The organism is Shinella yambaruensis (genome assembly GCF_050859155.1).
Classification (GTDB): domain Bacteria; phylum Pseudomonadota; class Alphaproteobacteria; order Rhizobiales; family Rhizobiaceae; genus Shinella; species Shinella yambaruensis.
This window is the reverse complement of the sequence record NZ_CP150638.1, coordinates 576,154-599,251: the sequence shown is the minus strand read 5'-3', so window position 1 is coordinate 599,251 and position 23,098 is coordinate 576,154. Positions and strand designations below refer to the sequence as shown.

18 protein-coding genes are annotated in these 23,098 nt (G+C 65.5%); 4 read left to right on the top strand and 14 right to left on the bottom strand.

Annotated elements, in window-relative coordinates; all coding sequences use genetic code 11:
* The first annotated feature begins 484 nt into the window (after positions 1-484).
* Positions 485-1,585 (top strand): carboxynorspermidine decarboxylase, encoded by a 1,101-nt coding sequence (locus WMC41_RS02865; RefSeq protein WP_432346973.1) that lies wholly within the window; start codon positions 485-487, stop codon positions 1,583-1,585.
* A gap of 36 nt (positions 1,586-1,621) precedes the next feature.
* Positions 1,622-2,860: a saccharopine dehydrogenase family protein gene (locus WMC41_RS02860; RefSeq protein ID WP_432346972.1), complete on the top strand. Its 1,239-nt coding sequence runs from the start codon at positions 1,622-1,624 to the stop codon at positions 2,858-2,860.
* 187 nt (positions 2,861-3,047) lie between these two features.
* Here WMC41_RS02860 and WMC41_RS02855 read toward each other — a convergent pair whose 3' ends face one another.
* From WMC41_RS02855 to WMC41_RS02805, 11 genes are all read right to left on the bottom strand, one after another.
* Entirely contained in the window at positions 3,048-4,661 is a 1,614-nt protein-coding gene (locus WMC41_RS02855) for an FGGY-family carbohydrate kinase (RefSeq protein ID WP_432346971.1), read from the bottom strand.
* A gap of 445 nt (positions 4,662-5,106) precedes the next feature.
* On the bottom strand, positions 5,107-6,870 hold the full coding sequence (locus WMC41_RS02850; RefSeq protein WP_432346970.1) for an ABC transporter ATP-binding protein: 1,764 nt from the start codon (positions 6,868-6,870) through the stop codon (positions 5,107-5,109).
* Between the two features lie 260 nt (positions 6,871-7,130).
* Positions 7,131-8,585 carry a UdgX family uracil-DNA binding protein gene (locus WMC41_RS02845; RefSeq protein ID WP_432348238.1) on the bottom strand — a complete coding sequence of 485 codons (1,455 nt, stop codon included), beginning with the start codon at positions 8,583-8,585 and terminating at the stop codon, positions 7,131-7,133.
* Positions 8,585-9,814 (bottom strand): putative DNA modification/repair radical SAM protein, encoded by a 1,230-nt coding sequence (locus WMC41_RS02840; RefSeq protein WP_432346969.1) that lies wholly within the window; start codon positions 9,812-9,814, stop codon positions 8,585-8,587. Before WMC41_RS02840 ends, WMC41_RS02845 begins: the two co-directional genes overlap by 1 nt.
* Positions 9,815-9,922: 108 nt before the next feature.
* Complete coding sequence (locus tag WMC41_RS02835; protein WP_432346968.1) at positions 9,923-11,581, bottom strand: 4Fe-4S dicluster domain-containing protein; 1,659 nt, start codon at positions 11,579-11,581, stop codon at positions 9,923-9,925.
* Between the two features lie 13 nt (positions 11,582-11,594).
* Positions 11,595-12,524, bottom strand: a complete 930-nt coding sequence (locus WMC41_RS02830) for an electron transfer flavoprotein subunit alpha/FixB family protein (RefSeq protein WP_432346967.1) — start codon at positions 12,522-12,524, stop codon at positions 11,595-11,597.
* Between the two features lie 27 nt (positions 12,525-12,551).
* Positions 12,552-13,301, bottom strand: coding sequence for an electron transfer flavoprotein subunit beta/FixA family protein (locus WMC41_RS02825; RefSeq protein WP_432346966.1), 750 nt, complete (start codon positions 13,299-13,301; stop codon positions 12,552-12,554).
* An 11-nt stretch (positions 13,302-13,312) separates the two neighbouring features.
* Positions 13,313-14,170, bottom strand: a complete 858-nt coding sequence (locus WMC41_RS02820; RefSeq protein ID WP_432346965.1) for a sugar phosphate isomerase/epimerase family protein — start codon at positions 14,168-14,170, stop codon at positions 13,313-13,315.
* A 3-nt stretch (positions 14,171-14,173) separates the two neighbouring features.
* A complete protein-coding gene (locus WMC41_RS02815; protein ID WP_432346964.1) occupies positions 14,174-15,322 on the bottom strand; it encodes a dihydrodipicolinate synthase family protein in 1,149 nt (382 codons plus the stop codon).
* A gap of 9 nt (positions 15,323-15,331) precedes the next feature.
* Complete coding sequence (locus tag WMC41_RS02810; RefSeq protein WP_432346963.1) at positions 15,332-16,111, bottom strand: 3-ketoacyl-ACP reductase; 780 nt, start codon at positions 16,109-16,111, stop codon at positions 15,332-15,334.
* Entirely contained in the window at positions 16,108-17,250 is a 1,143-nt protein-coding gene (locus tag WMC41_RS02805; RefSeq protein ID WP_432346962.1) for an acyl-CoA dehydrogenase family protein, read from the bottom strand. Before WMC41_RS02805 ends, WMC41_RS02810 begins: the two co-directional genes overlap by 4 nt.
* A gap of 152 nt (positions 17,251-17,402) precedes the next feature.
* On the opposite strand from WMC41_RS02805, the gene WMC41_RS02800 reads away from it, so the two are divergent.
* Positions 17,403-18,419: an aldo/keto reductase gene (locus tag WMC41_RS02800; protein WP_432346961.1), complete on the top strand. Its 1,017-nt coding sequence runs from the start codon at positions 17,403-17,405 to the stop codon at positions 18,417-18,419.
* 40 nt (positions 18,420-18,459) lie between these two features.
* On the opposite strand, the gene WMC41_RS02795 is transcribed toward WMC41_RS02800, so the two are convergent.
* The 3 genes from WMC41_RS02795 to WMC41_RS02785 are packed head-to-tail and all read right to left on the bottom strand — an operon-like array spanning position 18,460 to position 22,100.
* Positions 18,460-19,719 (bottom strand): glycerate kinase type-2 family protein, encoded by a 1,260-nt coding sequence (locus tag WMC41_RS02795; RefSeq protein WP_432346960.1) that lies wholly within the window; start codon positions 19,717-19,719, stop codon positions 18,460-18,462.
* Between the two features lie 39 nt (positions 19,720-19,758).
* Positions 19,759-20,532 (bottom strand): enoyl-CoA hydratase/isomerase family protein, encoded by a 774-nt coding sequence (locus WMC41_RS02790; protein WP_432346959.1) that lies wholly within the window; start codon positions 20,530-20,532, stop codon positions 19,759-19,761.
* A complete protein-coding gene (locus WMC41_RS02785) occupies positions 20,529-22,100 on the bottom strand; it encodes an acyl CoA:acetate/3-ketoacid CoA transferase (RefSeq protein ID WP_288083113.1) in 1,572 nt (523 codons plus the stop codon). The genes WMC41_RS02790 and WMC41_RS02785 overlap by 4 nt, the downstream gene beginning before the upstream one ends.
* 137 nt (positions 22,101-22,237) lie before the next feature.
* Here WMC41_RS02785 and WMC41_RS02780 point away from each other — a divergent pair, with 137 nt between their 5' ends.
* Positions 22,238-23,056, top strand: coding sequence for an aldo/keto reductase (locus tag WMC41_RS02780; protein WP_432346958.1), 819 nt, complete (start codon positions 22,238-22,240; stop codon positions 23,054-23,056).
* The last annotated feature ends 42 nt before the right edge of the window (positions 23,057-23,098 follow it).

Here is a 23,098-nt window from a genome sequence, read left to right as displayed (position 1 = left end):
GAGGTGCAAGAGCGAAAAACGCAAAATCGCGCAAAAAGAGGTGCATTGAAATCCATGGCCGCGCTGTGCTACAGAGCCCCCACTTATTGCAGGTTTCATCTGCTGGTTGGGGAGGACGCCATGTCTTGCGACGCCCTCTTCCAATCGGGGATGGGCTCGGTCGACGCCCCCCGAACGGAAGAACGCTTTTCGACGTGTGCCCCGGCGGCACGCTCTGGCTTTGACGCCGTTGCGCCGACCCGCCCCGTGCGGCCGGCCAAGACGCCGTGCCTGCCTGCTCTTTTCCCGACGAGGCACCGCGAGCGGGGCAACAGCGCAAAAGCGCTGTCATATCGCCGTGTCCGGACGACGATACCGTAACTTCCGGCTTTCCTTTCCGAAATCCACGCGAGAGCGGGAGGTCTGCACCTCCCTCGCCTCGCGTTTCTATCGCGTTGCCGGCTTTTTGCCGGCGGCCGGCACACCCCAAGAAGACAGGTCCAGCATGTCCCTGACGACACCCTACTATCTGATCGACAAGTCGAAGCTGCTCGCCAACATGGAAAAGATCGCGCTTCTCCGCGAACGCTCCGGCGCCAAGGCGCTGCTGGCGCTGAAGTGCTTCGCCACCTGGTCGGTCTTCGATTTCATGCGCGACTACATGGACGGCACAACCTCCTCCTCGCTCAACGAAGTGCGCCTCGGCCACGAGCGCTTCGGCAAGGAGACCCATGCCTATTCCGTCGCCTATGCGGACTACGAGATCGACGAGGTCGTCAGCCACGCCGACAAGATCATCTTCAATTCGATCGCCCAGCTCGACCGCTTTGCCGACAAGGCCGCCGGCATCGTCCGGGGCCTGCGCCTCAATCCCGGCATCTCCTCCTCGAGCTTCGATCTCGCCGATCCGGCCCGCCCCTTCTCGCGCCTCGGCGAATGGGATGTGAAAAAAGTCGAGCCGGTCATGGACCGCATCTCCGGTTTCATGATCCACAACAACTGCGAGAACGGCGATTTCGACCTGTTCGACCGCATGCTCCGCGTGATCGAAGAGAAATTCGCGCCGCTCCTGAAGAAGGCCGAATGGGTGAGCCTTGGCGGCGGCATCCACTTCACCGGCGAAACCTATCCGCTGGAAAGGTTCGCTGAGCGGCTGAAGCGCTTTGCCGGCGAATACGGCGTCGAGGTCTATCTGGAGCCGGGCGAGGCCTCGATCACCAGGTCGACCACGCTCGAAACGACGGTGCTCGACCTTCTGAACAACGGCAAGGACCTCGCCATCGTCGATAGCTCCATCGAGGCCCACATGCTGGACCTGCTGATCTACCGGGAGAAGGCCAAGCTTTCCCCGAACACCGGGCCGCACCGCTACATGATCTGCGGCAAGTCGTGCCTGGCCGGCGACATCTTCGGCGAGTTCGATTTCGAGAACGAACTGAAGGTCGGCGACCGCATCTCCATCCAGGATGCCGCCGGCTACACGATGGTCAAGAAGAACTGGTTCAATGGCGTGAAAATGCCGGCGATCGCCATCCGCGAACTCGATGGCGAGATCAAGACCGTCCGCGAATTCACCTACGCGGACTATGAAGAAAGCCTCTCCTGAGGCGTCCTGAACGGGTAGAAGGAGATAACCCCCGAAATGAAGAAGAACGTGCTCATCATCGGCGCCGGCGGCGTCGCACAGGTCGTGGCGCACAAATGCGCCCAGAACAACGACGTGCTCGGCGACATCCATATCGCGTCGCGCACCAAGGCGAAGTGCGACAAGATCATCGCGTCGGTCCATGAGAAGAAGGCGATGAAACAGGCCGGCGTGCTCGAAGGCCATGCGCTCGACGCCCTCGATATCGAAGCGACCAAGGCGCTGATCACCTCCACCAGGTCCGGGATCGTCATCAACGTCGGCACCGCCTTCCTCAACATGTCGGTGCTGCGCGCCTGCATGGATACGGGCGTCGCCTATATCGACACCGCGATCCACGAGGAGCCGGGCAAGATCTGCGAGACCCCGCCGTGGTACGGCAACTACGAGTGGAAGCGCGCGGCCGAATGCGAGGAGAAGGGCATCACCGCCATCCTCGGCGCCGGCTTCGACCCGGGCGTCGTCAACGCCTATGCCAAGCTCGCCAAGGACGAATATCTCGACAAGGTGACGGACGTCGACATCGTCGACATCAATGCCGGCAGCCACGGCAAGTACTTCGCCACGAACTTCGACCCGGAAATCAACTTCCGCGAATTCACCGGCGTCGTCTACTCCTGGCAGAACGGTGAGTGGCAGACGAACAAGATGTTCGAGATCGGCAAGGATTACGACCTGCCGGTCGTCGGCACGCGCCGCGCCTATCTCTGCGGCCATGACGAGGTGCATTCGCTGGCCAAGAACATGGACGGCGCCAATGTGCGCTTCTGGATGGGCTTCGGCGACCACTACATCAATGTCTTCACCGTGCTGAAGAGCCTCGGCCTGCTCTCCGAGCAGCCGGTCAAGACCGCCGAGGGCCTCGAAGTCGTGCCGCTCAAGGTCGTCAAGGCCGTGCTGCCGGATCCGGCGTCGCTCGCCCCCGGCTATGAAGGCAAGACCTGCATCGGCGACTATGTGAAAGGCCTGAAGGACGGCAAGGAGAAGACCGTCTTCATCTACAACGTGGCCGACCACAAGGAAGCCTATGAGGAAGTCGGCTCGCAGGGCATTTCGTATACCGCCGGCGTGCCGCCGGTCGCCGCCGCGATGCTCGTGGCCACCGGCGAATGGGACGTGAAGAAGATGGCCAACGTGGAAGAACTGCCGCCGAAGCCCTTCATCAACCTGCTGAACCGGATCGGCCTGCCGACCCGCATCCAGGACGAGGACGGCGACCGCGCCGTCAGCTTCTAAACTTTGAAAGGACGGCCGCGCCCCGCGTGCGGCCGTCCCATGCACAGCAGGTCACTTCGGGCCTGAAGGCGACATCGATCTGGCCGACGCTGCCGCCAAAAACGGACAGCGCGGACAGCGCACTCACCGCCTCACGGTCATTCCTCTCCGATAAGACGGATGCCCATTCGCCGTCGACATCCGTCGGTCAGGCTACAGACCCGCCGTCACGCGGCTGCGGGGGCAGGCTGACCTCGCCGGGCGCCGCGGCCACCTCGCCAAGATCCCTCATCACGCGCCGCAGCGACGCATTCGCGCAGAGCGTCCGGTACTGGGCATAAAGCGCGCGGTAGGGCTCCGCGGTGTCCGGTCGGGGACGGTAGGTCTGGAACTCCCGGGCGCCGAAGCGCGCCGCGCCGTCGCGATAGGTGCCGACGAGCCCGGCCGCGACCGCGCCGTGGATGGCCGCGCCGACGGCCGTCGCGTTGGCGATCTGCGGAACCTCGATCGCGCACTCCATGACGTCGGCCATGATCTGCACCAGAAGGGGGTTCTTCCTCGCCAGGCCGCTGGTCATCAGGACACGATCGACCGTGAATTCCGCCGCCCGATAGAGATCCAGAACGGTTCGCGCGCCGAAGCAGAGCGCTTCGAGCAGCGCGCGGTAGATGCCGTCGGCGGTCGAATGAACCGTCAGGCCGAGCAACAGGCCGCTCAGCATGGAATCGGCAAGCGGCACACGGTTTCCGTTCCACCAGTCGAGCGCGATCAGATGGTTGCTCCCGGCCGGCAGCCTCGACGCAGCCGCGTTGTAGAGCGCGAAACTCTCCTCCATGCTGCCGCCCCGCGGGAAGGCCTTGACGAACCAGGCGAGCATGTCGCCGAAGCTGGCCTGCCCGGCCTCGTAGCACCAGAGATCCCGCACGGCGCCGTCGATAGCCACGCCTTCGATGCCCGCAGGCAGGGGGCGATAGTCCGCGCCGAGATAGAGATAGGCCGCCGACGTGCCGAGCGCGCCGACAAAGCATCCGGACGAAACGGCGCCGATGGCCGGCAGAACGACATGCGAGTCGATGACCGCGACCGCGATGGTCGTAGGCCCCTCGATGCCCGTACGCGCATGCCAGGCGGGCAAGAGGCTGCCCGCCGCCGACCCCACGGGAAGCGGTTGCGACAGCTTGCCCTCAAGACCCGGCACGATGCCTTTCGGATAGCCGGAGACGCGCGAATACTGCGCCTTGTAGGCCGCAAGGCCGAGGCTGCGCGCCTCCGTTCCGCAGAGCTGCCAGACCAGCCAATCCCCGCCTTCCATGAAGCGGGCCGCCGCCTCCCAGATATGGGGGGCTTCCTGCGCGATCTGCGCGGCCTTGGGAAGCAGCCATTCCCCGGACAGCTTGCCGCCGAAATTGTCGAGGAAGTCGCCCCCCTTCCGGTTGATCGCGTCGGCATAGGGTTGCGCGGCGCCGTGTTTCCACAATTTGACATAGGCATGCGGATCGTTCGGGTGGATATCCGATAGCGCGGCACCCTCGCCCGTCGCCGGCATCGGCGAACTCGCCGTGAAGCCGATGCCGATCGACAGCACCCTCCGGTTCCGTCCGAGACGGCCGAGAATCTCCTCTGCCGCCTCGACATAGTCCGCGGCATTCTGCAAGGCCCATCCCCGCGGCAGCACCACTCCGCCGGGAAGCGCGCCGGTCAGGATGCCGTGACGATAGGCGTGGACATGACTGTCGATCTGCTCGCCGGTCACCGCATCGAGGATGACCCCGCGCGCGGATTCCGAACCATAGTCCAGCCCGATCACATAGCTGCGGCTCATACCGTCAACCTTTTCCTGCGGACGCCAGCGGGGAAACTGCGCACCGTTGCGGCCACGGCGGGCTCGACGGCATCCATCGAAAGCGCCTGAATCGCGTTTGCGCCGTCTTCCGGCTGAACCGGCGTGCTTGTCTCAGGCATTTTCATCCACCCGTCTCTTCCAAGCGCCGTCGCCTACGCGTCGCGCCCTTCTCCCTTGGCGAATAAATTCAACACCAGTATCCATAAGTCAATCAACTTATGTATGTTATTTTACATAAGTTTGGAAAAGGGCTGAATCCCGACCTTGTCCCAGGCGTTCACCCATGGACTTGCGATGAGAGCGGAAGAAAACGGGACATTCGGCCATCGACCACGCTGCGCTGGACAATGCGGGTTCGACCCCCACAGCCCAGGCATCGGAGGCCGGCTTCGAGCATCAAGCCGGGCGGAACCGGGGCGCCGCCCTACCGTTTGCCTTTCATGAAATGGAGGGAGGAGCCGTCGGTCTGCGTCTGCGCAGCGTGGAGGTTGCGGTATCGTCCGTCGCGTCGTTCGATGAGGTCGCTGTGGCTTCCCTGCTCGACGATGCGGCCGTCGTCGACGACGAGGATGCGGTCGGCATTGGCGATTGTGGCCAGGCGATGGGCGATGACCAGCGTGGTGCGGCCGGCCGAGAGCTCGGCGAGCGACTGCTGGATCGCCCGCTCCGTCTGTGTATCGAGCGCCGAGGTCGCCTCGTCGAGGATCAGGATCGGCGGGTTCTTCAGGAAGATGCGGGCGATGGCGAGGCGCTGCTTCTGCCCGCCCGAGAGCTTGACGCCGCGCTCGCCGACGACCGTGTCGAGACCGTCGGCGAGGTTGGCGATCACGTCGTCGAGGCGCGCCCGGCGCGCCGCATCGAGGATCTCCGCCTCGCTGGCCTCCAGCCTTCCATAGGCGATGTTCTCGCGGATCGTGCCGGCGAACAGGAACACGTCCTGCTGCACGATGCCGATGTTCGAGCGCAGCGACCGCAGCGTCATGTCGCGGATGTCGATGCCGTCTATGGTGATCGCGCCCGATGCGACCTCGTAGAAGCGCGGCAGCAGCGAGCAGATCGTCGTCTTGCCGGCGCCGGACGGACCGACGAAGGCGATCGTCTCGCCCGCTCCGATCGAGACGTTCAGCCCGCCGAAGACCGGCCGGTCGGCACCATAGCCGAAGCTGACGGCGCGATATTCGATATCGCCGGCAAGGCGCCCGACATCCCTGGCACCCTCGCGGTCCCGGATGTCCGGCTCCGTGTCGAGGAACTGCGTGTAGCGCGTGAAGCCGGCGATGCCCTTGGGATAGGTCTCGATGATCGCGTTGATCTTGTCGATCGGCCGGAAGAACACGCCGACCAGGAGCAGGAAGCCGACGAAGCCGCCGGCCGAAAGCTCGCCGCGCGTCACGAACCAGGCGCCGGCCAGCATCACCACCACCTGCACGAAGCGCATGGAAAGGTAGGAGAGCGATATGGAGGCCGCCATCACCCTGTAGGCCTGGAGCTTGGTGACGAGATAGTTCCGGTTGCTCTCGGCAAACAGCTTACGCTCGTGGTCCTCGTTGGCGAAGGCCTGCACGACGCGGATGCCGCCGACATTCTCCTCGATGCGGGCGTTGAAATCGGCGACGCGGCCGTAGAGCGCATGCCAGGTCGTGGTCATGCGCGCGCCGTAATGGGTGGTGACGAAGGCCGTCAGCGGCACGATGACGGCGGTGATGAGCGCGAGCGGCACATGCACCCACAGCATCAGCACGAAGGCGCCGACGAGCGTCATGACGGCGATGAAGAGGTCTTCCGGCCCGTGATGGGCGACCTCGCCGATCTCCTCGAGATCCTTGGTCAGCCGGGCCACGAGATGGCCGGTCTTCTGGTTGTCGAAGAAGCCGAAGGAGAGCTTCTGCAGGTGGTCGAAGGCCTTGCGGCGCATCTCCGCCTCGATGCGCACGCCGAGCATGTGGCCCCAATAGGTGACGATGACCTGCAGGCCGGCATTGACGAGGTAGATGAGGAAGAGGCCGAGGGCGGCGAGCGCGACGAGGTCGAGGCGGCCGGTCGGCAGCAGGCGGTCGATGAACAGCGTCACGGCGACGGGAAAGGCGAGCTCCAGGAGGCCGGCGACGACGGCCGAGGAAAAGTCCAGCGCGAACAGGCCGCGGTGCGGGCGATAGTAGGACGCAAAACGCTTCAGAAGGGCAGACATCGGCAGGCGCGCTTTCGGTATTGGCATTGTGTTCATGAGATAAGACGATCGACGGCGCCGCTTCTACCACGTTCAATACAATTTTTCGCCGACCGGCGCGCATTTGCCGCGCCCACGCGGCTTTCGGCAAGAGGGCTTGTGCGGAAAGGCCGCTCTTGAGCGATGCGGCGTGTGCCGCGGGGGTCCTCATCCGGTTGCGGAGGCCTGAGCCCATGGAGGCCTGCAGGCATAAGCAACCACATCGATTGGCGGAAAATCCGTCATCCTGCACTGGACGCAAGCGCTCGAACCGACCGTAAGTCCTCAACAAAGAGGGCATGCTGGCGTTGGCGCTCCATCTTGTCCGGCAGGCGCAGCAGGAAGGACGGATGGATGGTCGGGTACAGGACGACATCGCCCTGCATGGCGATCGGCCTGCTGCGAAGCTGGCTCAGCGGCGTGCGCTCGCCGCTCAGCGCGTAGATCGCGGTCGCACCGAGCGCCACGATCAGCTTCGGCTTCACGAGTTCCACCTCCCTGGCCAGCCACCAGCGGCAATGTTGGATCTCACCCTGGTTTGGCTTCTGGTGAATGCGGCGCTTGCCGCGCGGCTCATATTTGAAGTGTTTGACCGCATTGGTCAGATAGAGCGTATCGCGGGCAATGCCGGCTTCCTTCAGCGCCGCGTCGAACACCCTTCCCGCCGGGCCGACGAACGGGCGGCCGCTCAGGTCTTCCTGGTCACCCGGCTGCTCGCCGACCATCATGAGGCGCGCATCCTGCGGCCCTTCTCCGAAGACGGTCTGCGTGGCCGTGCAATGCAGCGGGCAGCGCGTGCAATGGCGGGCCTCTGCGCGCAGCGCCTCCAGCGTGCCGGCTTCCGCCAATCCCGGTTCGGCGATGGCCTGCGCGGCTTCCTTCAGCCGATAGTGAAAGGCCGGCGGGTTGCTGGCGGCGCGTTCGGCCATCGCGCGCACATTGGCCTCCGCATTGGCGATCAGTTCGGGGATCAGCGCGGCTTCCGGCAGGTTGCGCCAGTATTTCTTCGGCATCTCCGCCTGCATGGCCCTGATCTTGAGTCGCGCGGGATTGAAGATGCTGGCATAATAGGTGCGCCAGAGCTCGTCCGTCGGGTCGCCGTGCCCGGGATCATCACCCGGCCGCGTGTCGGCGATCAGGGTTTCGCCGTCCCAGCTCGCCGTGCCCTTCGGCGTGGCGATGATCCAGTCCATATCGGCAAAGCGGCGGCGGAAGAACGGCGCGGTTCGGGCGACGACGAAATGCGTCGGCTCGAACCAGGCGAAGAACCGCCGGCGGCCTCCGGCCTCCCCTGCGATTTCCTTGAAGCGGACGAAGGCCGTCATCTTGTGGCTGTCGCGCGCGACGTTCCTGGCCAGAAGCCGCGCCCAGGCGACATCCTTGTCCGACGTCAGCTCCAGCAGGCGACGGTCAGATTGCAGCCGCCAGAGCAGCCGATAAAGCAGATGAAAGCGCCCCGGCTCGGTGTGGCACGCGACGGCTTCGGCGAGCGGCAGGAAGGACGGCGGCACGACGACCGGCGGCGCGGCGGCATCGGGCGCCGGCAGGTCGGGTGGGGCGCTCGCCTCGAAGAGGCCTATATCGCCCTGAATGCGCCAGTCCACGTCGCGCGGCGAAATACCGGCAGCCGCCAGCGCCCGCGCCGCATCCCGCCATTCGGAAAAATCACCGCGGCCGAGCAGGGGGATCGTATGCATCAGAGCAGCGAAAGCTGTTCCGGTTTCGGGGCAAAGAGCGTCTTGAGATCTGCACGGTCGGCAAGACGCCGGGGTGTCCATCCCTCGGCCTCGATGAAGGCGCGCACCTTGCGCAGGGAAACGCCGAGCCGTGCCAGATCCTCCAACCGCAGGCGGCGAAAGCGGCGGCTGGACAGGATCGCATCCACCGTCTTCAGGCCGAACCCCGGTACCCGCAACAGGGTTTCGCGCTCCGCACGGTTGACGTTCACAGGAAAGGTCTGACGTTGGGTTAGCGCCCAGGCAAGCTTGGGGTCCATGTCCAGATCGAGCATGCCGCCTGTCGATGCCGTGATCTCGTCCACACCGAAACCGTAAAAGCGATAAAGCCAGTCAGCCTGATAGAGCCGATGTTCGCGCACCAGCGGCGGCTTGATGAGCGGCAGCGCGCGGGAGGCGTCGGGAATAGGACTGAAGGCGGAATAATAGACGCGTTTCAGGCCGTAGCTGCCGTAGAGCCGGGCGCTCGTCCTCAGGATCGTCGCATCGTCGGCTCCATCGGCGCCAACGATCATCTGTGTGCTCTGCCCGCCCGGCACGAAACGCTTGCGGCGCTTGGTCTGCAAGGTCGGCTCGTCCGCCGCCTCGATCTTGCGGCGCAAATCGCCCATGGCACGACGAATGCCGTCCGGCCGCTTCTCGGGCGCAAGACGCCCGATGCCCGCGTCCGTCGGCAGTTCGATGTTGAGCGACAGGCGGTCCGCATAGAGCCCCGCCTCCTCGATCAGCTCCGGAGCGGCATCGGGGATCGACTTGAGGTGAATATAACCGCGGAAGCCGTGCATTGTGCGCAGGTCCCGCGCCACGCGGACCATCTCGCCCATCGTATGATCCGACGAGCGGATGATCCCGGACGACAGGAAAAGCCCCTCGATATAATTGCGCCGATAGAATTCCAGCGTCAGCCAGACCACCTCGTCCGGCGTGAAACGCGCACGCTCCACATTGCTTGAGGACCGGTTGATGCAATAGGCACAGTCGAAGATGCAGAAATTGGTGAGCAGGATCTTCAGAAGTGAAATGCACCGCCCATCGGGCGCATATGCATGGCAGATCCCCGCACCTTCCGTGGAGCCAAGGCCGTTGGACCTGAGCGAATCCCGTTTCTCTGTCCCGCTGGAGGCGCATGACGCGTCGTATTTGGCGGCATCCGCCAGGATGGCCAACCGATCCTGTAGCGATTTCTTCATGAATGTTCACTATATGTTCCGTCTCGCGCTGTCAACAGCTCTCCCGCAGCCCGGCGACGGCGCCGAGGAACATGAACACAAGCGTCCCCGTGATCCAGCCCCCACGCCTCACATATTCGGATAGACAGGCCCCTCTCCGCCTTGGGGTGGGACCCAGTTGATGTTCTGGTTTGGGTCCTTGATGTCGCATGTCTTGCAGTGGACGCAGTTCTGCGCGTTGATGACGAAGACGTCCTTGCCGTCCTTCTCGACCCATTCGTAGACGCCGGCGGGACAGTAGCGGGTGGACGGGCCGGCATAGACGTCGAGCTCGGAGGTCTTCTGCAGCTCCGGGTTCTTGAGCTGGAGGTGGATCGGCTGGTCCTCCTCGTGGTTGGTGTTCGACAGGAACACCGAGGAGAGGCGGTCGAAGGTGAGCACCCCGTCCGGCTTCGGGTAGTCGATCTTGTTGTGCTTTGCCGCCGGCTCCAGGCTCTGCGCGTCCGTCTTGCCGTGCTTCAGCGTGCCGAAGACGGAGAAGCCGAACAGGGTGTTCGTCCACATGTCGAGGCCGCCGAGGGCGACGCCGATCGCCGTGCCGAACTGCGACCACAGCGGCTTGACGTTTCGCACCTTCTTCAGGTCCGAGCCGATGGCGCTGTCGCGCCAGCCCTGTTCTATTTCAATGGGCTCGTCATTGGCCCGGCCGGCCGCGATGGCATCCGCCAGCTTCTCGGCGGCGAGGATGCCGGAGAGCACCGCATTGTGGCTGCCCTTGATACGCGGCACGTTGACGAAGCCGGCCGAGCAGCCGATCAGCGCGCCGCCCGGGAACGACAGCTTCGGCACCGACTGCCAGCCGCCTTCGGTGATGGCACGCGCGCCGTAGGAGAGGCGCTTGCCGCCCTCGAAGGTGCCCCTGATGGCAGGGTGCGTCTTGAAGCGCTGGAATTCCTCGAAGGGATAGAGATAGGGGTTCTTGTAGTTGAGATGCACCACGAAGCCGACGGCGACGAGGTTGTCCTCCAGGTGATAGAGGAAGGAACCGCCGCCGGTCTTCATGCCGAGCGGCCAGCCGAAGGAGTGCTGCACGAGGCCGGGCCTGTGGTTCTCCGGCTTCACCTGCCAGAGCTCCTTGAGGCCGATGCCGAATTTCTGCGGCTCGCGGTCCTTCTGGAGATCGAATTTCTGGATCAGCTGCTTGGCGAGCGAGCCGCGCACGCCTTCCGAGATCAGCGTGTACTTGCCGAGAAGGGCCATGCCGCGGGTATAGTTCGGGCCGGGCTCGCCGCTGCGCTCGATGCCCATGTCGCCGGTGGCGACGCCGATGACGGCGCCCTCGTCGTTGTAGAGCACTTCGGTTGCGGCAAAGCCGGGATAGATCTCGACGCCGAGCTCTTCCGCCTTGGTCGCCAGCCACCGACAGACGTTTCCGAGCGAGACGATGTAGTTGCCGTGGTTGTTCATCAGCGGCGGCATGAAGGCGTTCGGCAGGCGGATCGAGCCGGCCGGGCCGAGGAACAGGAAATGGTCGTCCGTCACCTCGGTCTTGAAGGGATGGTCGGCGTCCTCGCGCCAGCCGGGCAGCAAGCGGTCGATGCCGATGGGATCGACGACGGCGCCCGACAGGATATGCGCGCCGACTTCCGCGCCCTTCTCCAGCACGACGACGGAGAGCTCCGGGTTCACCTGCTTCAGCCGGATCGCCGCGGAAAGGCCCGCCGGACCCGCACCCACGATCACAACGTCGAATTCCATGCTCTCGCGTTCGGGGAGGTCTTCCGCCATCGCCGCCATCCGGTCAAAGCGCCTTTTCGAGTTCGGGCAGGGCGTCGAAGAGGTCTGCGACGAGGCCGTAGTCTGCGACCTGGAAGATCGGCGCCTCCTCGTCCTTGTTGATCGCAACGATCACCTTACTGTCCTTCATGCCGGCAAGGTGCTGGATCGCACCCGAGATGCCGCAGGCGATATAGAGCTGCGGCGCGACCACCTTGCCCGTCTGGCCGACCTGCCAGTCGTTCGGCGCATAGCCCGCATCGACCGCAGCGCGGCTTGCGCCGACTGCCGCGCCGAGCTTGTCGGCGACCGGAAGGATCACCTCCTGGAACTTCTCCGAAGAGCCGAGCGCCCGCCCGCCCGAGATGATGATCTTGGCGGATGTCAGCTCCGGACGATCCGACGAGGAGAGGGCGTCGGAGACATGGGTGGAAAGGCCGGGGTTCGCAGCAGCCGAGACCGTCTCGATCGCGGCGCTGCCGCCTTCGCCTGCCGCGGCAAAGGACGCCGTGCGCACCGTGATCACCTTCTTCGCATCGGTGGACTGCACGGTCTGGATGGCATTGCCCGCATAGATCGGACGCTTGAACGTGTCGGGGGAAACGACCTCGACGATCTCCGAGACCTGCGCCACGTCGAGCAGGGCGGCAACGCGCGGCAGGACGTTCTTGCCGACCGAGGTCGCGGCCGAGACGATGGCGTCATAGCTGCCGGCGAGCGACACGATGAGCGCGGCCAGCGGCTCGGCGAGGTTGTTGGCGAGGGTCTGGTCGTCGGCGACGAGCACCTTCGTCACGCCCGACAGCTTCGCCGCCTGTTCGGCCGCAGCCTTCGCATTGCTGCCGGCGACGAGCACATGCACGTCGGGGCCGATCTTGCTCGCTGCCGTCAGCGCCTTGGCGGTCTGGTCGGAAAGGTGTGCGTTGTCGTGGTCTGCCAGAAGAAGAATGGCCATGTTCGTAATCTCCTCAAATCTCGCCGATCAAAGCACGCCGGCTTCGGTCTTGAGCTTGTCGACCAGCTCGGCGACGCTCTTGACCTTGACGCCCGCCTTGCGGCCCGACGGCTCCTCGGTCTTCAGCACCTTCAGGCGCGGGGTGGTGTCGACGCCGAAGTCGCCGGGCGTCTTCCTGTCGAGCGGCTTCTTCTTCGCCTTCATGATGTTCGGCAGCGAGGCATAGCGCGGCTCGTTGAGGCGAAGGTCCGTCGTGACCACCGCCGGAAGCTTCACCTCGATGGTCTGCAGGCCGCCGTCGACCTCGCGCGTCACCCGGGCCGAACCCTCGTCGATCTCCACCTTCGAGGCGAACGTCGCCTGCGCCCAGCCGAGCAGCGCCGACAGCATCTGGCCGGTCTGGTTCGAATCGTCGTCGATCGCCTGCTTGCCGACGATGACGAGGCCCGGCGCTTCCGCTTCCGTCACGCCCTTGAGGATCTTAGCGACCGCCAGCGGCTCGACCTGGTCCTCCGTCTCGACCAGCACCGCCCGGTCGGCGCCCATGGCAAGCGCCGTCCTCAGCGTCTCCTCGGCCTTGGCCGGGCCGATCGACACCACGACCACGTCCTCCGCCTTGCCCGCCTCCTTCAGCCGAAGCGCCTCTTCCACCGAAATCTCGTCGAACGGGTTCATCGACATCTTCACGTTCGCAAGCTCGACACCCGAGCCATCCGCCTTCACGCGGATCTTCACGTTGTAGTCGACGACACGCTTGATCGGTACGAGCAGTTTCATGGGGTAACCTTTCAGCAAAGCGTACGGAAGCGCTCGACGATCACGTCCAGCACCTCATTCGGGTCTCGTTTCCACCAGTTGCCGGCCGAGAAGATTTCCACCTCGCAGGGGCCGGCATAGCCGGCGCCCTCCACGGCCGCGCGAATGGCTTTCAGATCGGCCACGCCGTCGCCCATCATGCCGCGATCGAGCAGCACGTCGGTCGTATCGGCCAGCCAGTCGCAGAGATGGTAGCCGAACAGGCGGCCAGGGCCGGCGCGGCGCAACTGGGTTTCGAGGTCGCTGTCCCACCAGACATGATAGACATCGACGGCGATGCCGAGGTTGGGCGCGCCGACTTTGTCGCAGAGATCGACGGCATCACGCAGCGTCGTCAGGCAGGAACGGTTTCCGGCATAGACGGGATGAAGCGGTTCGAGCGCAAGCCGCACGCCGCACGCCTGCGCATACGGCGCGAGTTCCGCGACCCGGTCGGCGAGGATCTTCAGGCTTGCGGCGGTTCCTTTGGTGCCGGGATGTACGCCCCCGACGACGATGGTCAGCACCGGGGCACCGAGCGCTGCGGCCATGTCGACCGAGGCCTTTGCCCCGTCCATTACCGCCTGCCGGTCCGTTGCCTCGCCCCCGACGAGGAAGGGCGTGCGGCAAAGCCCGGCGACCGACAGGCCGGCGGCGCGCACCCGCTCGCCGATCTCCGCCGCGTGCGTTCCGATTTCCCGCCGCCAGAAGACGATGGCGCCGAAGCCGCGCGCCGCGCAAGCATCGATGACCCGCTCCGGCGGCCAGCCTGCGCCATGGCCATCCAGATTGTGTCCGAGGCTCGCAGTGTTGAGCGCGAGCGCCGAATGGTCGGCCGAGAAGTCGCGCATCGCCTATGCCCCATAGAGGGCGAGCAGCCTCTTCATGCGCTGGACGGCGCATTCAGGGTCGCGCAGCAGGCCGCACTGGTCGGCCAGGCGGAAGATCTCGACGAAATAAGGCAGCGGGCGCATGGCCTGCGCGCCGTTCAGCATGACGAAATGATCCTGGAAGCCGTTCAGCCAGGCAAGGAACACCACGCCGGTCTTGTAATACCGGGTCGGCGCGCGGAAGATCAGCCGGGCGAGCGGCACGGTCGGATCGAGCGTCGCGCGGAAGCCGGCCCTGTCGCCTTCACCCAGCCGCTCGACCGCATAGGCTGCCGCGGGTGCCAGCGGATCGAATATGCCGAGCAGGGCATGGGAGAAGCCCTCGCCGTCGCCCTCGATAAGCTCGGGATAGCTGAAATCGTCACCCGTATACATCTTCACGTCCGCCGGCAGCCGGCGGCGCATGACGATCTCCTTCTCCTTGTCGAGGAGGGAAATCTTGATGCCATCCACCTTGGCCATGTTCTCCTCGATGACCGCAAGCGCGGTCTGCATGGCCGGATCGAAATCGACGGTGCCCCAATAGCCGGCAAGCTGCGGATCGAACATGTCGCCCAGCCAGTGGAGGATCACCGGCTCGTCGCAGGCGGCAAGCACGTCCGAATAGATCCTGACATAGTCTTCCGGTCCCTTCGCGGCGCGGACAAGCGCGCGAGAGGCCATCAGGATGATGCGCCCGCCGAGCTTCTGGATGGCTTCGACCTGCTCCAGATAGGCCTTGCGGACATCGTCGAGGCTGATGGCAGCCGCCGGATCGAGATGGTCGGTGCCGCAGCCGTTCGCCACCAGCGCATCGGGCAGCTCCTCGCGCGTGCGGCGGATGAGCTCGAGCGCGCCCGGCCAGTCGAGGCCCATGCCGCGTTGCGCCGTATCCATGGCCTCCGCGATGCCAAGGCCGAGGCCGGCGAGATAGCGGCGAAACTCCATCGTCTTCGCCCAGTCGACCGTCGCGCGGCCGGATGGGTCGTTGGCGGTGAAGGGATCGGCGACGACATGGGCGGCGGAATAGACGACACGGGCAGGGTTCCGGCCAAGCGTCGCGGCGGCGATCGGCCTGCCAGACAGAAAATAGTCGGAAAGGCGGCCATCGGTATCGGGAAGCGCAATTTTCATGGCAAGACCTCAGAAGCGCGGGACGAGCATGCCGGCATCAGCCGGGATCGACAGTCCGGTGGTGTAGGGAAGCCGCCCCGACGCGAGCGAGGCAACCAGCGCGCCGATATCGTCTGGCTGGCCGACGCGCGGAAACAGGGTCAGGCCCTGCTCGGCCCGCTCGCGATAGGCGTCGATGACCGGCGCGGTCATCTCGGTGGCGATCAGGCCCGGCTGGACGTCGTAGACCGCGATCTCCTCGCGCCCGAGGCGAACGGCGAGCGCCTTGGAGACCATGGCGGCGGCTGCCTTCGAGGCGCAATATTCCGAACGCTGCTCGGCCACCGCGACGGCATTCGAGGAGGTGACGTTGACGATGGAGTGGAAGAGCGGGGGGCGCTCCCGCGACAGCAGGCGACGGGCAAAGGCCTGGCTGAGGAAGAACATGGCCTTCGCGTTGACGGCGAGGCAGCGGTCCCAGCTCTCTTCCGACACGTCCAGCATGTCGCCGCGCCTCAGCACGCCGACACCGGCATTGTTGACGAGCGTCGTCAGCCGGCCGAGCTTTTCCTCGACGGCGGCGAGGGCGGCGTCATGGCCGCCAACCCGCGTGACGTCGAACGGTGCGGCGGCGACCGGCGCACCGAGGGCGGCGACCCGCGCCACGGCGGCCGACAGTTCCGCGTCGTCGGCCGGACCGTTGACGGCGACGGCGAAACCCTCGCGCGCCAAGGCTTCCGCGACCGCAAGCCCGATACCGCGCGAGGAGCCTGTCACGAGCGCGACCGGGCGGACGGACGCGGCTCTCATTCCCTTGCGCCCTTCTTCAGGAGTTCGCGGGCGATGATCATGCGCTGGATCTGGTTGGTGCCCTCGTAGATCTGCGTGATCTTGGCATCGCGATAGAGGCGCTCCACCTCGAAACCGCGAATATAACCGGAGCCGCCGAACACCTGCACGGCATCCGCCGTCCTCTGCACGGCCATGTCGCCGGCAAAGCACTTGGCGATCGAGCAGGCCTTCGTCGCATCCGTGCCGGCGTCGATCTTCGAGGCGGCGGAGCGGACGAGCAGGCGGGCGGCCTCTATATCCTTGGCCATGTCGGCCAGCAGCCATTGCACGCCCTGGAAATCGGCGATGGCCTTGCCGAACTGTTTTCGCGTGCCGGCATAGTCGAGTGCGGCCTCGAGGCCGGCCTGGGCGATGCCGACCGCCAGCGAGGCGATGCCGACGCGGCCCTTGTCCAAGACCGACATCATCATGTGGAAGCCGCGGCCCTCCGTGCCGAGCAACGCATCGGCCGAAAGACGGACATCGGTAAAATTGAGCGCGCCGACCTGGCTGGCGCGCTGGCCCATCTTGTGTTCCTTCGGGCCGCGCTCGACGCCCGCCGCATGCAGGTCGACGATGAAGATCGACATGCCGCGGTTTCCAGCTTCCTTGTCGGTGCGCGCAAGCACGAAGCCGTAATCGGCGACCGGCGCATTGTGAATCCAGATCTTGCCGCCGTTCAGCCGCCAGCCATTGCCGTCGCACGTCGCCGTCGTGCGGATGCCCGAGACGTCGGTGCCGGCCTCCGGCTCGGTGATGCAATAGGCGACCTTGGCGCGCATGCCGAGAATATCCGGCAGCATCGCCTGCTGACGCTCCGTCCCGTGACGGACCAGCAGGGACGATATGAGTTCGAGCAGGCCGCACTGGTCGGCGACGGAGGCGTAGCCGCGGCTCAGCTCCTCCATGACGAGGGCGTAGGTCACCGTGTCGAAGCCCGGACCGCCCAGCGCTTCCGGTACGCCGATGCCGAACAGGCCGAGCTTGGCCATCTCGTCGTAGAGCTCCGCCGGGAAGCGTTCCTCGCGGTCCAGCTCCTCGGCGACCGGCCGGATCACTTCATCGGCGAATGTGCGCGCCATCTCGCGCACCTGCTCCTGCACTTCTGTGAGATACATTCGATTCCTCCAATGTAGTAACTATCTAGTTACATACATTTGATGCTCGATCGGCGTCAAGATGGAAAAGTACCCACAAGACGGGAAGGTGCTTGCGCGCGGATTCGACGCATGCATATTATGCACCATATAGTTACTTATGGAGGAGAAACATGCATCCCGGACAAAAGCGTAAATTCGGCCGGACGGATCTGGAGGTGACCGCCTTCGGTTTCGGAACCGCCCCTCTCGGCAATATTTTCCGCCAGATCGACGAGGCGACGTCGGAAGCGATGTTCACGCGCGCCTGGGAGGCCGGCGTGCGCTTCTTCGACACCGCGCCGATGTACGGCCACGGGCTTGCCGAGCTGCGCACCGGCCATGCCCTGCGCTGGAAGACGCGGGACGACTTCGTCCTCGCTTCCAAGGTGGGTCGGCTGTTGCGCCCCGCGAAGCGCGAGACCATCGACTTTGCGCCCTGGACGAATGCCGCCCCCTTCACCATGCATTTCGACTATAGCTACGACGGCACGATGCGCGCCTTCGAGGACAGCCTGCAGCGACTGGGGCTGGAACGCATGGACATGTGCTTCATCCACGACATCGACGTCTTCACACGCGGAAGCGAGCAGCCCGAGGTGTTCGAGCAGGCGATGGACGGCGCGTGGCGGGCGCTGGAGCGGCTGCGTTCGGAAAAAGTGGTGAAGGCGATCGGCGTCGGGGTGAATGAGTGGCAGGTCTGCCATGAGGCCCTGCTGCGCCACGATTTCGACTGCTTCCTACTGGCAGGCCGCTATACGCTTCTCGAACAGGAGGCGCTCGACAGCTTCCTTCCGCTCTGCGCGGAGCGCGGCGCGGCGGTCGTCGTGGGTGGCGGCTTCAATTCGGGCATCCTCGCCACCGGCGCGAAGGAGGGCGCGAAGTACAATTACGCGCCGGCGCCGCGTGACGTCATGGAAAAGGTGGCGAAGATCGAGGCCGTCTGCGCGGAACACGGCGTGCCGCTTGCCGCTGCGGCCCTGCAGTTCGTCGTCGCCCACCCCGCCGTCCCCTCCTTCATGGCGGGCACGCGCACGATCGAACAGCTCGACCAGAACCTTGCCTGGTTCTCCCATCCGATTCCGGCCGATTTCTGGACGGACCTCAAGCAGAAGGGCCTGCTGCGCGAGGACGCGCCCGTCCCGGCCTGAAGCGTCATCCGCCCGCGCCGCCAAAGCGGCGCGGGTTTCGCTACCGGATCAGAATGGCCCGAAAATCGTTGACATTGGTTCCCGTCGGGCCGGGCACGAACAGGTCTCCGAGACGGTGAAAGGCCGTCCAGGCATCGTTGCCGGCAAGCAGGGCGGCAGGATCCGCGCCCAGTCCGCGCAAGCGCTGCATGCTGGCGCCATCGGCAAAGGCACCGGCATTGTCCTCCGAACCGTCGATGCCGTCCGTATCGGCCGCGAGCGCGGCGAACGGAACGCCCTCGCCGGCAAGCGCGAGCGACAGCAGGAACTCCGTATTGCGTCCACCCTTTCCCTGCCCCCGGATCGTCACCGTCGTTTCGCCGCCCGACAGGATGACGACCGGACGCGTAAACGGGCGGTTACGGCTCGCGACTTCGCGGGTGATGGCCGCATGCACGCGCGCGACGTCGCGCGCCTCCCCCTCCATGCTGTCGGACAGGATGACCGCGGGCACGCCGAGCGCTTCCGCCCGCGCGGCGGCGGCCTCAAGGGAGAGACGCGCCGAAGCGACGACATGGACCTCGTGGGCGGCAAGAACCGGATCGGCCGGCGACGGCGGCTGCCCTTCCTCTCCGGCAAGCCAGGATTCGACAGCCTCCGGCAGCTTGATGCCCCATGTCCCGACCAGCGCCCGCGCCTCCGCGCGATCGGCGGCATCCGCTATTGTCGGCCCGCTGGCGACCTGCGCCGGATCGTCGCCCGGCACGTCGGAGACGACGAGCGTCACGACCTTCGCCGGACGGCAGGCCGCGGCAAGCCGCCCGCCCTTGATGCCGGAGACCTGCTTGCGGATCGCATTCATGACGGAGATCGGTGCACCGCTGGCAAGGAGCGCGCTGTTCATCGCTGCCTCATCCGCCAAGGTGAGAGGCCCCGGCGGACAGGGCAGCAGGGCCGAACCGCCGCCGCAGACCAGGGCGACCACAAGGTCCTCCTCGCCGAGACCTTCCACCGCCGCAAAGAGCGCCCGCGATGCCTGCAGCCCCGCTGCATCCGGCACGGGATGGGCGGCTTCGAGGACACGGATGCGCCGGCAGGGAGCGGCGTAGCCGTAGCGCGTCACCACCACGCCTTCGAGTGGGCCGTCCCACAGCCTTTCGAAGGCCGCCGCGAGCTGCGCCACGCCCTTGCCCGCGCCGACGACGACGGTTCGCCCGCGCGGCCGGGCTGGAAGATGGGCACGGAGCGCCGTCTCCGGATCCGCGGCCTCGACTGCAGCGCCGAAAAGGCCGGCAAGGAATTCTTTATCGCCTGGTTTCATGAGCCACGTCCCACGGGCTGAATGCTGCCGCTGAACATTCTATTGGTCGAAACGCGCCGGGCGCTTCTGCCGATAGGCTGCAAGGCCCTCCGTCAGATCGTCCGAAGACGCAGCAACGGCGCCGGCGAGAGCCTCGACCACTCGCTCGCTCTCCTCGCCCTCGGCGGCGTTGATCAGCATCTTGGTGAGTTCCGTTGCGCGGGCAGACCGCTGCAACACGCGCGCCGCGGCGATCTGCGCGGCCGCCGCTCCCTCTCCCGTCGTCACGACCAGGTCCACCAGTCCGAGCGCCAGCGCTTCCTCGGCGAAAAACACCTCGCCGAACAACGCCATGCGGCGGACAAGGCCTGCACCGAACCGCCGCGAGGCCCGCTGCGTGCCCGACCAGCCGGGAATGATGCCGAGGCCGGTCTCCGGCAGGCCGATCTTCACATGCGCCTCGGCGATGCGCAGGTCGGCGCAGGCGGCAAGCTCCAGCCCGCCGCCCAGCGCATGCCCGTTCAGGACGGCGATCAGCGGCACGGTCAGCCGCGCCAGCGCATCGAAGGCATCATGGCCATCGCGCAGCCAGCGGCGGGAGAACGTGCCTGCATCGAGCCGGCTCCACGCCTCGATATCACCGCCCGCGCAAAAGGACTTTGCGCCCTCTCCCGTCAGGATGGCCACCCGCGCATCCGAGCGTTCGATGGCGCGACAGGCCTGCAACAACGCATCGACCATATCCTCGTCGATCGCATTCAGCTTTTCCGCGCGGCAGATCGTCAGGTACGCGATGCGCTCCTCGACACGGAGCTCGATGCGCGCGTCGCTCACAGGACCAGCCCCATGAGGTCATCGCGAAACAGCGCATCGTCCATCGTCTTGACCGTGTCGGAGACGCCGAGCGGCGTGGTCGCCTGGTCGAGGATGTCCCGCTGGAGATCGAGGCCGGGTGCGATCTCGGTGACGACCAGTCCCTCCTGTCCGAGCTTTATCACGCAGCGCTCAGTGACGTAGGTGACGTCCTGGCCCTGCGCGCGGGCGCGCTTGCCGGAAAAGCTGACCTGATCGACCTTCGGCACGAACTTGGCGATACGCCCTTCCTTGTCGATCACGAGGCGGCCGTCATCGACGCGCATCTTCGCGCCGGCATTGAAATTCCCGGAAAAGACGATCTTCCGCGCCCGTGCCGTGATGTCGACGAAGCCGCCGGCACCGGCGGTCCGGTGCGGCGTCGCCGCCAGACGGCTGACATTGACCGAGCCTTCCGCATCGATTTCGAGGAAGGAGAGCAGCGAACAATCGAACGCGCCCGCCTGGAAATAGCAGAACTGGTGCGGCGAGGCGACGAAGGCCTCCGCATTGGAGGCACAGCCGAACTTGAAGTCGAGCAGCGGCACGCCGCCGACGGCGCCCTGCTCGATCACCCAGGTGATCTTGCCGTGCAGCCCCTCCTCGATCAGGATGCGCGGTACGTTCGCGGAAATGCCGAAGCCGATATTGACGGCCCAGTCCGCCCTCAGCTCCTGCGCGACCCGGCGGGCGATCACCTTGCCGACGTCGAGCGCGGGCAGGCGGAAGGTTTCGAGCGGCCGGAACAGCTCTCCCGAGATCGCGGGATCATATTGTGTCGCCGTCGTCTGCAACTGGTCGGGAGCCTCGACGATGACGTCGACGAGGATGCCGGGAACGCGCACGTCATGGGGACGGAAGGTCCCGTTGGCCGCAACGCGCTTCACCTGGGCGATGACCAAGCCGCCGGAGTTCCGCGCGGCAAGCGCCATCTCCATCGCGCCGAGCGTCGCACCCTCATGCTCGAAGGTCAGGTTGCCGTTCTGGTCGGCGGTCGTTGCCCGGATGATCGCGACGTCCGGGCGGATCGCCGGGAAATGCAGCCAGTCCTCGCCCTCGAAGGAGACGCGCTTGACGAGCGGCGCGGCCCGTGCGCTGGCATTCATGGCGCAGCCCTCCTGCTCCGGATCGACGAAGGTCTCCATGCCGACCTTGGTCAGCACGCCGGGGCGCTTGGCCGCGCCCTCGCGCAGCATGTCGAAAACGATGCCGGACGGCACGTTCCAGGCGGCAAGCTCCTCCTTCAGGATCATCTGCCAGACGAGCGGCGGCTCGGCATTGCTCGGCCCGGACGGATAGGAGCCGCCGATGATCTTCACCAGCATGCCCGGCTTGGCGATATGATCGACGCCCTTGGTGCCGAAGAGGTCGCCGGCCGCGATCGGATGAACCGAGGTGAGCCCGCGCGGATGGCCTTCGCGGTCGAAACGTTCTCCCAGCGCCTTCAGCACGGCATCGGGGCAGCAAAGCCCGGACGACGAATTGACCGCAACGACCGAACCATCCCTGACGAGCCTGGCCGCCTCGTCCGCAGTCTTCACCTTCCGCATGCCGTCCTCCAATGCCCATTGCATTAAGTAACTAACTAGTTATACATTAAACACGAACGGAGCGGTCGCGCAAGAAGGATCTTCGAACCGTCGTCCAATGGACGCACCGCCCCACATGGGCCAATCGAGGAGGAAGCATGAACATCTATTTCCAACGGAATTTTCAGCGCGGTTTCGGCACCTATCCCCTGAAGGGCGAGGCGCTGCGCACCGCCGTCCACGCGGCGATCGCCGCCGGCTACCGGGCGTTCGATACGGCGCAGATGTATGGCAACGAGGCGGAGACGGGTGCGGCGCTTGCTTCGAGCGGCGTCGCGCGCGGCGAGCTCTGCATCACCACCAAGGTGCACCCGGACAACTATTCCGCGGAGACGTTCCTGCCGTCCGTCGAGGCCAGCCTGAAGGCGCTTCGGATCGACCGCGTCGACGCACTCCTCCTGCACTGGCCGCCGGCGGACGGGGATGTCACGCCGTCCCTACGCCTGCTGCAATCGGCCAGGGAGAGAGGCTTTGCGGACGCCATCGGCGTCTCCAATTACACCGCACGGATGATGCATGTGGCGCGCGCCGTGATCGAGGGACCGCTCGTCACCAACCAGGTGGAATTCCACCCCTTGGTCGACCAGCGCAAACTCCTCGCCGCGGCGTCGGAAACGGGCATTCCCCTCTCGTCCTACGCGTCGATCGCCCGGGGCGAAGTGTTCAAACATGGTCTTTTCGCCGAAATCGGCGCGGCCTACGGCAAGACTGCCGCCCAGGTGGTGCTGCGCTGGATCCTGCAAAAAGGCGTTCCGCTCAACACCATGTCGACCAAGCCGGAAAACATCCGCGCGAATTTCGACATCATGGATTTCACGCTGTCGTCCATCGACATGGAACGGATCGACGCCCTCAACGCCACCGGCTATCGCATCATCAGGCCGAGGCAGTTGCCCTGGGCGCCGGAATGGGACTGATGCGAAAGGGCGGCCGCAGGGCCGCCCTTCCCACGTTCCGGC

Bases quoted from the DNA above. Each gene is read 5' to 3' on its own strand.
- WMC41_RS02865 (WP_432346973.1), top strand. From the start codon at position 485: ATGTCCCTGACGACACCCTACTATCTGATCGACAAGTCGAAGCTGCTC.
- WMC41_RS02860 (WP_432346972.1), top strand. From the start codon at position 1,622: ATGAAGAAGAACGTGCTCATCATCGGCGCCGGCGGCGTCGCACAGGTC.
- WMC41_RS02855 (WP_432346971.1), bottom strand. From the start codon at position 4,661: ATGAGCCGCAGCTATGTGATCGGGCTGGACTATGGTTCGGAATCCGCG.
- WMC41_RS02850 (WP_432346970.1), bottom strand. From the start codon at position 6,870: ATGTCTGCCCTTCTGAAGCGTTTTGCGTCCTACTATCGCCCGCACCGC.
- WMC41_RS02845 (WP_432348238.1), bottom strand. From the start codon at position 8,585: ATGCATACGATCCCCCTGCTCGGCCGCGGTGATTTTTCCGAATGGCGG.
- WMC41_RS02840 (WP_432346969.1), bottom strand. From the start codon at position 9,814: ATGAAGAAATCGCTACAGGATCGGTTGGCCATCCTGGCGGATGCCGCC.
- WMC41_RS02835 (WP_432346968.1), bottom strand. From the start codon at position 11,581: ATGGCGGAAGACCTCCCCGAACGCGAGAGCATGGAATTCGACGTTGTG.
- WMC41_RS02830 (WP_432346967.1), bottom strand. From the start codon at position 12,524: ATGGCCATTCTTCTTCTGGCAGACCACGACAACGCACACCTTTCCGAC.
- WMC41_RS02825 (WP_432346966.1), bottom strand. From the start codon at position 13,301: ATGAAACTGCTCGTACCGATCAAGCGTGTCGTCGACTACAACGTGAAG.
- WMC41_RS02820 (WP_432346965.1), bottom strand. From the start codon at position 14,170: ATGCGCGACTTCTCGGCCGACCATTCGGCGCTCGCGCTCAACACTGCG.
- WMC41_RS02815 (WP_432346964.1), bottom strand. From the start codon at position 15,322: ATGAAAATTGCGCTTCCCGATACCGATGGCCGCCTTTCCGACTATTTT.
- WMC41_RS02810 (WP_432346963.1), bottom strand. From the start codon at position 16,111: ATGAGAGCCGCGTCCGTCCGCCCGGTCGCGCTCGTGACAGGCTCCTCG.
- WMC41_RS02805 (WP_432346962.1), bottom strand. From the start codon at position 17,250: ATGTATCTCACAGAAGTGCAGGAGCAGGTGCGCGAGATGGCGCGCACA.
- WMC41_RS02800 (WP_432346961.1), top strand. From the start codon at position 17,403: ATGCATCCCGGACAAAAGCGTAAATTCGGCCGGACGGATCTGGAGGTG.
- WMC41_RS02795 (WP_432346960.1), bottom strand. From the start codon at position 19,719: ATGAAACCAGGCGATAAAGAATTCCTTGCCGGCCTTTTCGGCGCTGCA.
- WMC41_RS02785 (WP_288083113.1), bottom strand. From the start codon at position 22,100: ATGCGGAAGGTGAAGACTGCGGACGAGGCGGCCAGGCTCGTCAGGGAT.
- WMC41_RS02780 (WP_432346958.1), top strand. From the start codon at position 22,238: ATGAACATCTATTTCCAACGGAATTTTCAGCGCGGTTTCGGCACCTAT.